The 10,522-nt window shown below is 43.3% G+C and carries 8 protein-coding genes and 2 pseudogenes; 3 read left to right on the top strand and 7 right to left on the bottom strand.

The annotated features are described in order from the left end of the window. Nucleotides 1-35: 35 nt before the first annotated feature. Nucleotides 36-422, bottom strand: a complete 387-nt coding sequence (locus AACT52_RS20470; RefSeq protein WP_337251635.1) for a hypothetical protein — start codon at nt 420-422, stop codon at nt 36-38. A 149-nt stretch (nt 423-571) separates the two neighbouring features. Then, nucleotides 572-1,735 carry a ferrochelatase gene (gene hemH / locus AACT52_RS20465; protein ID WP_073633113.1) on the bottom strand — a complete coding sequence of 388 codons (1,164 nt, stop codon included), beginning with the start codon at nt 1,733-1,735 and terminating at the stop codon, nt 572-574. Between the two features lie 94 nt (nt 1,736-1,829). Between hemH and AACT52_RS20460 the strand changes: the two are divergent. Beyond that, nucleotides 1,830-2,124: pseudogene (locus AACT52_RS20460) on the top strand (SAM-dependent methyltransferase); the annotation flags it as partial. Between the two features lie 117 nt (nt 2,125-2,241). Here AACT52_RS20460 and AACT52_RS20455 read toward each other — a convergent pair. Continuing rightward, nucleotides 2,242-2,427, bottom strand: coding sequence for a ribbon-helix-helix protein, CopG family (locus AACT52_RS20455; protein WP_073633112.1), 186 nt, complete (start codon nt 2,425-2,427; stop codon nt 2,242-2,244). Nucleotides 2,428-2,511: 84 nt separating this feature from the next. Here AACT52_RS20455 and AACT52_RS20450 point away from each other — a divergent pair, with 84 nt between their 5' ends. Together AACT52_RS20450 and AACT52_RS20445 are read left to right on the top strand one after the other, a co-directional pair. Then, a complete protein-coding gene (locus AACT52_RS20450; RefSeq protein WP_233154017.1) occupies nt 2,512-4,014 on the top strand; it encodes an RNA-guided endonuclease InsQ/TnpB family protein in 1,503 nt (500 codons plus the stop codon). Between the two features lie 363 nt (nt 4,015-4,377). Continuing rightward, nucleotides 4,378-5,373, top strand: coding sequence for an SGNH/GDSL hydrolase family protein (locus AACT52_RS20445; RefSeq protein ID WP_073633111.1), 996 nt, complete (start codon nt 4,378-4,380; stop codon nt 5,371-5,373). Between the two features lie 30 nt (nt 5,374-5,403). Here the strand turns inward: AACT52_RS20445 and AACT52_RS20440 are convergent, their stop codons facing one another. The 4 genes and pseudogenes from AACT52_RS20440 to argJ all read right to left on the bottom strand — a co-directional run bounded on the left by AACT52_RS20440 (nt 5,404) and on the right by argJ (nt 9,866). Next, nucleotides 5,404-5,622, bottom strand: coding sequence for a hypothetical protein (locus tag AACT52_RS20440; RefSeq protein WP_337251634.1), 219 nt, complete (start codon nt 5,620-5,622; stop codon nt 5,404-5,406). Between the two features lie 596 nt (nt 5,623-6,218). Then, a pseudogene (locus AACT52_RS20435) lies at nt 6,219-7,605 on the bottom strand (RNA-guided endonuclease InsQ/TnpB family protein). A gap of 129 nt (nt 7,606-7,734) precedes the next feature. Next, nucleotides 7,735-8,586 (bottom strand): transposase, encoded by an 852-nt coding sequence (locus AACT52_RS20430; RefSeq protein ID WP_073633110.1) that lies wholly within the window; start codon nt 8,584-8,586, stop codon nt 7,735-7,737. Between the two features lie 38 nt (nt 8,587-8,624). Further along, nucleotides 8,625-9,866: a bifunctional ornithine acetyltransferase/N-acetylglutamate synthase gene (gene argJ / locus AACT52_RS20425; RefSeq protein ID WP_073633109.1), complete on the bottom strand. Its 1,242-nt coding sequence runs from the start codon at nt 9,864-9,866 to the stop codon at nt 8,625-8,627. Nucleotides 9,867-10,522: the final 656 nt, after the last annotated feature.

Below are 10,522 nucleotides of genomic sequence, written 5' to 3'. Positions count from 1 at the left end.
ACCGCTCTGGACTCGGTGGCGAATGCCCCCGTGCTTCAGCCGGGGGTAAGCTTACGAGCAATGTTACGCGGGTATGTGAGTTTCCAGCTTTGTGGATCTTTTAATTGCTTGTACATACCTTGGAGAATTAACTTGAAAGCGGTTCGAGTTCTAATGTAGTCTCTTATTAAATGCGTACCTGGCTCAGCAAAAATCCCATCAACTTCTTGTAACGTGCCAAATGGCTTTTCACAGTAGCTGCCAGCACCTTTTACTGTTAACACAAAAAATGGGGATTCCTTGTATTTATCTGGAACTATAAAGATTCCATAAACATGATGTTCACCACGCCAGGGCTGAACAACTACCTTGGTAGCATACACATCGTATTTTCCAAATTTTGGTCTAAGAACTACTTTTGTGTTGCAATTAGAATCATCCACAGGAAACCATAAATAAAATATTGTCAAGCTACTTAGGAACAGAAGTAATAAAAAAATATAGTTGTGTTTGTACCACATGGATTTCAACAATTCTTAACTCGTCATTACTAACTTAATGACGAATTACGAATTATTGCATAAAGAGTTGACTACAAAAGCCCAATCATGTGCAGCAGACCGTGACCTGTAATCAGTTCGATAATCAATGCTATGAAACCAAGCATAGCAATACGACCATTCCAAACTTCTGCACTACTAGTCAGACCCCACTCCCAACGCTCTGGCGGGTAGATTTTGACCTTTTTCTTCATTTGGCTGACTTGCGAGAGTTTTAAACTGGGGGATTTCAATGCATCAATCACCAAATCAGCCAATGCCTTAATAAATACCGGATGAGTATTAAGGGCGGGTACGCGGCGGAAGTTGTGAATGCCGGCTTGTTCTGCGACTTCCCGATACTCAATGTCAATTTCTTGGAGTGTCTCAATATGTTCTGAGACAAAACTGATAGGCACAACCACCAAATCTTTGACGCCTTTTTCTGCTAGTTCTGGGATAGCATCCTCTGTGTAAGGTTGTAGCCATTCCACTGGACCCACGCGACTTTGGTAAGCTAAAATATGAGGATTCGGTCGATTAAGGGTTTGCATAATCAAATAAGTGCATTCCTCAATCTCTTGCTGATAGGGGTCGCCTGCTTCTTCAACATAGCTTTTGGGAACGCCGTGAGCGCTGAAGAAGACATGAACATCATTGGGATTGGCACACTGGTCTAGTTCCTGGGCTATCAGATCCGCCATTGCTTGGAGGTAGCCTGGTTGTTTGTACCAGGAGTCAATGACGGTGTAATCAATAACCTGAAGTTTTGGGTTTTCTTGCCAAAGTCTTTCTAAAAGACGGAAGCTGGAACCACTGGTACTGATGGAAAACTGGGGATACAGCGGTAATATCACAAGACGTTCGATGTTGTCTTGGGTAATTTTGGCGATCGCTTCTTCGGTGTAAGGATGCCAGTAACGCATTCCAACGTAAATATTAGCGTCTTGCCCCAAGGCACCCAGCTGTTCTCTCAACGCTTCTCCTTGAGCTTCGGTAATGCGTCGCAACGGCGAACCGCCCCCTATTTGCTTGTAGTTCTCTTGGGATTTACTGGTGCGCCTTGAGGCAATAAACCAAGCTAAGGGTTTTTGCAACCAACGAAAGGGTAGGCGAATAATTTCTGGATCGGAAAACAGGTTGAACAGAAAGGGTCCGACGTCCTCTAATTTGTCGGGACCACCGAGATTGAGTAATAAGACGCCTACGCGACCCATAGCAATTACAATCCCCGCAATTTTTCAGGTTTTTTACTAATGTTAACAATATATCTTGAATAAATATCCAAAATTAACGACAAGCAAAGAGGCTGTGCCTACAATTTTAAGGCATTCTAGTTACCGCTTCCAATGGCAGTATGATGGTATATCTCGTCTGGCGGCTCTTTTGTGTAGGCGGTGAAGCGCGTTTGAGGCAATTGGCAATGCTTGGGTTAACAATTCATGCAGACACCAAAGTTCTGGATTTATCTTGCTGTAGTAGTCAAGCAACGCAATTTTTTATAAAATATTCACAAAATGTAACAGCGCTAGATGCTTCGACCTTATCCTTATCCTTGAAACGCGCGCGGCAGAATGTTCCCGCCGCATCCTACGTGGAAGCTTTCTTTGGAAGATCTGCTTTTTGAGAACTTTAACGGATTCGCGGAAGTCCCCACCCTCTACGAAGTAGGGTGGGGATGGACAGCGGGTAATGACGAGAACATCCTCAACCGAATCAAACTTTATTGTTTGACAGGGCGGAGGATGGTTGAGGAATTACCAATTTTAGTGTCGGGAAGAGACTTTATGTAGTCTTGAATGACCTCAGACATGGACACACCTAGAGCAACCGCGTAATTCTCTAGTCTTTCTTTTTCTTTGTCTGTCAACCGCACAATAATTTTATTTGTTCTAGCAATTCTAGCCATATTTCCGTAATTTTTGTTAGTCTTACTGTAAGTACATATAGATTAGCACAAACGAGGTGAAAACAAGTAGTGGCGACAAGACGAATGACTTTTCGGTTATACCCAAATAAGCAGATAGAGCAGTCCTTGCGGTATCACCGGAAATTGCACAAGGACTTGTACAACGCCGCTGTCTACAATAGATTTACGCAATACGAAAAGTTCAAGCATTCTGTTAGCTATATAGAGCAGCAGAATAGTTTGCCAGCATTCAAAGAGGTTTGGACAGAGTACAAAGAAATTAATTCTCAAGCTTTGCAAGCTACTTTGAAAAGAGTAGATTTTGCCTTTGAACGATGGTTCAAAGGGTTAGGTAAACGCCCAAAGTTTAAGTCTATTCGCCATTACTCTGGATGGACTTATCCAGCTAAAACTGGTTACTCTGTCGAGTCCAACGGCGAGAATGGATACCTCAATTTGTCCAAGATTGGGCGTATTCAGATGCGTGGTCAAGCCAAGTACTGGGGAACTCCAACTACTTGCACCGTAGTTTTTCGTAACGGGAAATGGTATGCATCTATTACTGTTGACGTTTTAGATCAGATTCTCAAACCCGAAGTTTTACCAATTGGTGCTATTGGTATTGACTTGGGTTGCAAGTCGGCGCTGTCCATAACTGATGGAACCAATCATCAACACTCTTGTGCTCCCAAATTCTTACGAAATGCCGAATGCAAAATAAAACAAGCTTCCAAAAAGAAACGACGATCACGCGCACCAAACAGGAAGAAGAAAGTTAAAGCTTCTAGAAGATGGAAGAAAGCTCAATCAAAGGTTAGTAAGCTTGTTCGCAAGGTTGCTAACCAGAGGCAGAATTGGGTACATCAAGTTGTAGCAGAAATAGTAAGCGGTAATAGCTTCGTTGCAACTGAAAAACTAGAAGTGAAGAAGATGACTGGTAAAGCAAACAAGGGCGACGCATTGTCCCCTAAAAATCGGGCAGCCTTATTACAACGAGTACCCGACTGCGCCGACGAATCAACAAAACAAAGGCTGCCCGATTTTTTACGTGTAAGACCCCGTAAGCGGAAAAAGCAGAAAGCAGGGTTAAACAAGTCAATCCTTGATGTCGGTTTCGGAATGCTGCGAAGTACCATCAAATATAAAGTCGAACAAATTGGTGGTGTATTTGTAGAAGTCCCGACCAAGAAGGTAAAACCCAGTCAAACCTGTCCTAAATGCGGTCATCAACACAAGAAAACACTCGATATTAGAGTTCATGAGTGTGCTATTTGTGGATATCAACAAGACCGTGATATTGCTGCCGCCGAAGTTATGCTCTACTGGGCTAAAGGAATTCTACCGGGTTCGGGAACCGGACTCGTAAACGCGGAGTCGCCTAGCTCTACTTCACGTACCAGTAAACAAGCTGGTGATCTTGAAGCAACTAGGGGCGAAGAAGCGTTCAAAATCTACTCTTACTGGGCAGGATGTAGAAACCCGCCCACGGGCGAAGTAAGGGCGGGTAGTTCATCTGAACTTTCCAGACTTTATCTGTATATAGCAGTCCGTTTAGGAGAGCGTGAAATCTGGCATACAGGGTGTTGACCTAGACTTGTGACAGGAAACGGTCAACGGTCAACAGCCACCACGGATATTTTTCACAACTGAAATAGGATTGCTATAGATAGCCATTAGTTGCTTAGAGAAAATAAGAGCAATTGACTTTTGAATGCGTGAATGCGTGAATGCGTGACTTCCCCGTAAGCGCAAAGCGTGCCGCTAGGCATACGCGCAGCGTCTCCGATAGGAGAAGGGGCTGACCCTCGCAGAGTCCTTATGAGTGCATAAGTCAATTTCAGCTACATCTATCAAAGATGTAGTGGAAGAAGTTTAGAGAAATTTGTCTAAACTTTAAAATTTTATTCCTTTTTGTCCAAAATCCAATCTAGTAAAGCAAAATTCTGACTCATGATTATCAACATATTTGATGTCGTCAATTCTTATCGAGATATCAGTCCTGACTTACTTGCAGCAACTTTAACACCAGACGAGCAACTATCATCCGACTTCCAAACTTTTGTAAGAGCAAATACAAGACGTTGTCCTTTTAGTGATATGTATGTGTTTGGTGACAGCCTGTGTGATATCGGTAATGCCTTCGATACCACGCAAAAGGCATTAGGACAGGGGCGTCCACCTTCACCACCCTACTTTCAAGGACGCTTTTCCAATGGTCCAGTATGGGTAGAATACCTCGCAACATTACTAGGATTAACTTCTAGGAGGAATACTAACTTTGCCATTGGTGGTGCAAATACAGGTAGCGATAATACCTTCATTCCTAATAATCCACTAGGTCTACCAGGATTGCAGCAGCAAATTAACAGTTTTATTGGAGACTTAAAGGCAGTCAATAGGCTTGCTGACTGTGAGGCAGTTTATATAATATGGGCGGGAGCTAATGATTACTTAGGCGCTGGCTTGACTCAACCTGCCATGCCCATTAAAAATCTATCAGATGCTGTCACATCGTTGGCTGCTGTTGGCGCTAGACATATCATGGTGCTTAACTTGCCAGACTTAGGAGAACTACCTGCTACACGCAGGAATAGTCAACAATCCGCCCTCCTCAATGCGTTAACTCGGGAGCATAACGTTGGTTTAGCCAAATCACTTAGCTCTCTAAGTCTAGGTTCTGATGTAAATATCATTCTTTTCGATGTTCATTCACTATTTAATCAAGTCCTCACCAATCCAACAAAATTCGGTTTTACGAATGTGACTGACTCTCAACTTGACCAGTTAGAACATCTTCAAAATTACACTGATAAGTTCTTATTCTGGGACGTTATACATCCCACGACAACTAGTCATATGATATTTGCAAAATTTGCCTTTTCGTTGCTTGCGCCGGCAGTTGAAGCAAGGCTATCTAATGACCAGTATAATTTGTCAAATCTTTAACAGTAGAGGCAGTAGAGATGGGTGGGTATTTCATAAATGCATTACGTCCTGAATTTCCGTTTCATACAGCAAAATTGTTGTCTCCGGACCTACCCTACCCGATTCTGGTGGCGGTCCCATTTCCATCTCAACGGCATAAGCCCACATACCTGAATCTATTTGGCAATTCAAAATTTTTCCCATACCGCCAATAAAAGAAACATGCTGATTTTTGCTAAAAATAGGTTGTTTTGTCTTCATTTCAAGCATCTTTGTACACCTGTCTTTTTTTGTTTTGATGATTCATTCGTGACCCAATGCTGTCGTTAGTTCACGTGTCAATGCAGCAAAATGACAATTTTAGATTATGGTGCATGACAGCAAGCGTAACGTACTATAATTTAAAGAGCTAGAAAGTTAGTTGTTGCTAACTTGCTTTAGATAATTAGGTAATTTAAAATCATTTACTGTTTTGAAATTGCAATAAGATTTTAGCGAAGACATAACGTTTCGACCTATGATTTCATTTAATGGAGATTTGAGGTTTTATGCAGAATTAGAGTCAAGCAATAATCACTACAAAAATCTTAGTTGTATTTCGATAATATTTCCCCTCTACACTCCTCATGCCTGCCAAGAGACTTAAACTGCATATGTCCCAAAGGCGGATTTTGGATTGACTTTGTATTGATGAACACAAATCAGTACAAATAAGTCATGTGTACTCTTCCTAACGCCTTCTAAATACTTGCAGCGCCTGTCATCTCTACTTCTTTAGGTTTAACAGCCAATAAGAGTGCAACTTGGGGGAACGCAGATGTACCACTTGCAGATGGGTATATTCAGGTTTCATGAACTACCAGCCCTTACTTTGTTGAAGGGCTGGTTTCTACGTCCAGCCCAGTAAGAGTAGATTTCTGACGCTTCGCACATCCCAGTTGCTTCATGCTTCCAGCTTTTTTGCTGGTGGATGAAGTAGAGCTAAGGACATCAGCACGGCAGTCGCCACAACGGGGGGAACCCCCGCAAGGCGCTGCCTCGTCTACGAGGCTTGTTCCAAACCCCGGTAGAGTTCCTTTAGCCCAGTAAAGCATTACCTCAGCAGCAGCGACATCTCTATCCTGTACGTACCCGCAAGCACCGCACTCATGGACGCGAATATCAAGCGTCTTCTTATGCTGGTGTCCGCATCTAGGACAGGTTTGGCTGGGCTTTACTTTCTTAGTTGGTACTTCGATAAATACACCACCAATTTGTTCGACTTTGTATTTGATGGTGCTACGAAGCATTCCAAACCCTACGTCAAGTATTGACTTGTTTAGCCCAGCATAAGAGCTTTTTGCGCTTACCTTTCTTTGCAATACTTATCATGTTTTTCACTTCTAGTTTTTCGGTTGCAACGAAGCTATTACCGCTTACTATTTCTGCTGCAACTTGATGTACCCAATTCTGTCGTTGATTCGCAACCTTGCGAACAAGCTTACTGACTTTAGATTGGGCTTTTTTCCATCTTCTAGAAGCTTTAACTTTCTTCTTCCTGTTTGGTGCGCGTGATCGTCGTTTCTCTTTGGACGCTTGTTTTATTTTGCGTTCAGCATTCCGTAAGAATTTGGGAGCACAAGAGTGTTGATGATTCGTTCCATCAGTTATGGACAGCGCCGACTTACAACCTAAGTCAATACCAATAGCACCAACTGGTAAAACTTCAGGTTTCAATACTTGTTCTAATACATCAACCGTTATAGATGCGTACCACTTCTCATTACGGTAAACAATGGTGCAAGTAGTAGGTTTCCCCCAATACTTAGCCTTTCCGCGCATCTGAATACGTCCAATCTTAGAGAGATTGAGGTATCCATTCTCGCTGTTGGACTCGACTTTGAATCCCGCAGAATCAGGATAAGTCCATCCTGAATAATGCCGAATTGATTTGAATCTGGGGCGTTTACCTAATCCTTTAAACCAACGTTCAAAAGCAAAATCTACTCGTTTTAAAGTAGCTTGCAACGCATGGCAACCAACTTCTTTGTACTCAGTCCACACCTTTTTGAAAGCTGGTAAACTGTTTTGTTGTTCAAAATAATCAACTTTGTGGTTGAACTTTTGATACTGAACAAATCTGTTGTTAATAGCAGCGTTGTACAAGTCCTTATGTAATTTTCGGTGATACCGCAAGGACTGCTCTATCTGCTTATTTGGGTATAACCGAAAAGTCAAAAGAACGCAGTGCGACTTGCGGCAATGGTCCTGCATGAGTCGCTTAAACGGCGATCTCGCCTGTGATGGATCAAAGAAATCGTTCTCTTTTCTTCAAAGACGGATAGATTTCTCCTCTTGACATTTTGGCAGTTCAATTATTCAACAGCAAAACTTTATGCTTCATTAATCTTCATTAATTATGTAGACCTGGCGAATCTCCTCTAAAGTATTCTTTGTCAATAGCCCTTCTCGAATTGCCCTTAATACATCCAAATCCGTAATCTGGGAAATCTCTGGCATCAACTGTAACCCCTGTGAGCCAAATTTGAGTTGCAAACCTAACTCAATACCAGAGAGCAACTCTTGTCGCCGTCCTTCATTTAAAATCTCTTGATACCAAGGTGATTCCCTTAACACAGCCATATCCCACCTCATAATTTGTTGTACCAGAGGAGCTGACAATACAAAGCTAGCAAAAAAGGCTAACAGAGGTTCTAACTCGCTCAATTGTTCATCAGCACGGAGAAGTTGTACCGCTTGCTGTACCACCGCGACTTCATCCCCGCCTTTAAGTACTGGTACAAAGCGAAGCAACGATGGCAAAGGTTGTTGAAAGACTATTTCTGCATCCACTTCCCAAAGATTAATTACCCGATAGTCTTGACGCGCCTGTAACCCAAGAACCTGCGATTCATAACTATCAACAATTGCTGCTGTATTTGACGGCGACAAAATGTTAATTAGTACTGGGTAGACTGGCAAATTGTAACGTTCCTCTGCCAGTGCTGCATAAGCTCGCATCCGCAAAGGGAGACGGGTATTATAGCGCAATTGTAGCTCGTTCAACACCAGAAACTCGCCGATTTGTGGATGGTAAGCTCTGACGACGACATCGCTTTCACAGCTAATCCATTGAAACTCAGAGCCAAGAATTTCTCGTGCTAAGACATCGGGGGATTGCGTTACCCATTTTACCCAAGCATCTGGTGCTAGGCTAATTAAACGCTTCCCACCGATATCTGCTGCTTTCGCCATATTTTTCTATTCTTCGCGCCCTTTGCGGTTTGATTGGCTTAAGTTGTATACTCTGCGTTAATCTTCACGTAGTCGTAACTCAAATCACAGCCCCAAGCTTTACCCGAACCATGACCATTGCCAAGAGTGACGGAAATTAACACGGTATCTTCTTTGAGATATGCACCTTGTGCTGCTTTTTTGAGATATTCACTTGCGGCTTTGCGATCAAATGGAAGTGGTTGACCATTGTCCATGAGCAAGAAATCTCCTAAGTTTATTTTCAGGTTTTCTTGCTCAAAAGGAACTCCGGCACGTCCAGCAGCAGCGGCGATGCGTCCCCAGTTGGGATCGCGCCCAAAGATGGCAGACTTGACAAGAGAAGAACCTGCTATAGTTTTGGCAACTTGACGGGCTGCTTGTTCGTCTTGCGCCCCTGTGACTTGCACTTCCACAAGACAAGTTGCGCCTTCACCGTCACGGGCGATCGCCTTCGCCAAGTGCTGGCAAACTGCTGTTAACATCGCCTCTAATTTTTCTGCTTCTGCGCCCATTTCAGTAATCGCCGGGGTGCGCGATTGACCGTTGGCAAGAGCAATTAAGCTATCGTTGGTGCTAGTATCACCATCAACGGTAATCGAATTGAAGCTTCTATCAGCTGCGCGACTCAGCATTTGTTGCCATAAGCTGGGAGACACCGCTGCATCACACGTGACAAAGGCAAGCATCGTTGCCATGTTGGGATGAATCATTCCAGAACCTTTGGCAATACCGCCAATTCGTACTGGGCGATCGCCTATCGTTGTTTCTAGGGCAATAGATTTTGTCACCAAGTCTGTGGTGATGATTGCCCTTGCTGCTGCATCTGATCCTGTTTCGGAAAGGGCGGCTACCAGTTTGGGAATTCCTGCTTTGAGTGCATCCATCCGAATTCGTTGCCCAATCACTCCAGTAGAAGCTAGTAGCACAGATTCTGAGGGGATACTCAGTGCTTGTTCTAGCGTCATCGCACTTTCTAGTGCATCGAACCAACCTGCATTACCAGTTGCAGCGTTTGCTTGTCCGGCGTTGCAAAGGATAGCACGAGCGCTATGCTTTCCTTGCAAGCGTTGCCGGCAATAATCCACAGGGGCTGCTTTGACATGACTTGTCGTAAATACACCTGCGGCGATCGCCTCCACATCTGACACTATCAAAGCCAAATCCGGCAATCCCGAAGGTTTCAATCCTGCTGCAATCCCTGCTGAACGATATCCCCTGGGTGCTGTGACACCACCAGTAATTTCCTGCCAGTCTGCCATTTGTTTTCCCCCACAACTCTTAGTGGTTTGAGGAGCGATTATATCAAGCTTTTGTCCTTTGTCCGAGTGTTCACAACTTCTGACAAATAACTCTTGACAAAGGACTCCTATTTAATGACTAATATCTATAAATAAAGAAAAAAAAGAGAGCCACTTGGGCAGCTCTCCAGATCATCAGGGTGCATCTTTCGTATCATATTATCTCATTTTTGGGATGATTGGTTATACCCCTCATTTACATTTTGTAATATCTTTATGAAATTTCACGGAGGACAGCAAACACAAAACAAACACAACAAACACAACAAAAAAAAACAGAGAGCCACTTGGGTAGCTCTCCAGATCATCAGGGTGCATCTACTTAACATAGTATATCAGGTTTGCCATGAGGGGCAAGACCCCTCACCCCCTTTTTTGATAATTTTTTGGTGACAAAATTTTTTGATGCCAAAAAAAACAGAGAGCCACTTGGGTAGCTCTCCAGATCATCAGGGTGCATCTACTTAACACAGTATATCAGGTTTGCCATGAGGGGCAAGACCCCTCACCCCCTTTTTTGATATTTTTTTTGGTGACGAAATTTTCTGATGCCAAAAAAAATAGAGAGCCACTTGGGTAGCTCTCCAGATCATCAGGGTGCATCTACTTAACACAGT

Source organism: Scytonema sp. HK-05, from assembly GCF_963872035.1.
Lineage (GTDB): Bacteria > Cyanobacteriota > Cyanobacteriia > Cyanobacteriales > Nostocaceae > Kalymmatonema.
Note: the sequence above shows the minus strand (reverse complement) of the source record. Positions and strands in the feature narration are given on the sequence as shown.

Bases quoted from the DNA above. Each gene is read 5' to 3' on its own strand.
- hemH (WP_073633113.1), bottom strand. From the start codon at position 1,735: ATGGGTCGCGTAGGCGTCTTATTACTCAATCTCGGTGGTCCCGACAAA.
- AACT52_RS20455 (WP_073633112.1), bottom strand. From the start codon at position 2,427: ATGGCTAGAATTGCTAGAACAAATAAAATTATTGTGCGGTTGACAGAC.
- AACT52_RS20450 (WP_233154017.1), top strand. From the start codon at position 2,512: ATGACTTTTCGGTTATACCCAAATAAGCAGATAGAGCAGTCCTTGCGG.
- AACT52_RS20445 (WP_073633111.1), top strand. From the start codon at position 4,378: ATGATTATCAACATATTTGATGTCGTCAATTCTTATCGAGATATCAGT.
- AACT52_RS20440 (WP_337251634.1), bottom strand. From the start codon at position 5,622: ATGCTTGAAATGAAGACAAAACAACCTATTTTTAGCAAAAATCAGCAT.
- AACT52_RS20430 (WP_073633110.1), bottom strand. From the start codon at position 8,586: ATGGCGAAAGCAGCAGATATCGGTGGGAAGCGTTTAATTAGCCTAGCA.
- argJ (WP_073633109.1), bottom strand. From the start codon at position 9,866: ATGGCAGACTGGCAGGAAATTACTGGTGGTGTCACAGCACCCAGGGGA.